This window comes from Brevibacterium sp. SIMBA_078, from assembly GCF_046534565.1.
Lineage (GTDB): Bacteria > Actinomycetota > Actinomycetes > Actinomycetales > Brevibacteriaceae > Brevibacterium.
Genome location: NZ_JAWRYQ010000366.1, coordinates 1 through 257, shown reverse-complemented (window position 1 = coordinate 257; position 257 = coordinate 1). Strand labels below are relative to the sequence as shown.

Sequence of the window (257 nt, the reverse complement as noted above, 5' to 3'; positions counted from 1 at the left end):
GGAATTGGGGGAGCCATTAATGTCATGCTCACTTATTTTGCCGGGTGATGAATACACGCAAGCGGATCCCGATGACATTTTGGAGCGCCTAGATAAGCATGTCGATTTAATTATTCACGGCGGATACCTCACAGAGCAAGCAACCACGGTAATTGATTTATCAGAGGACGATATTCAGATCTTACGTGTAGGCTGCGGCGATACGGCTCCATTTGAATAGCAATGAAACAGCCTGACACGGTTTCGTTAATACCTAC

Annotated in this window: 1 protein-coding gene; it reads left to right on the top strand. The window is 45.9% G+C overall.

All coding sequences use genetic code 11. The annotated features are described in order from the left end of the window. Positions 1 to 220: Sua5/YciO/YrdC/YwlC family protein (locus SB749_RS20055; RefSeq protein ID WP_410711854.1), on the top strand; the 220-nt coding region annotated here is incomplete at its 5' end. Positions 221 to 257 lie beyond the last annotated feature (37 nt).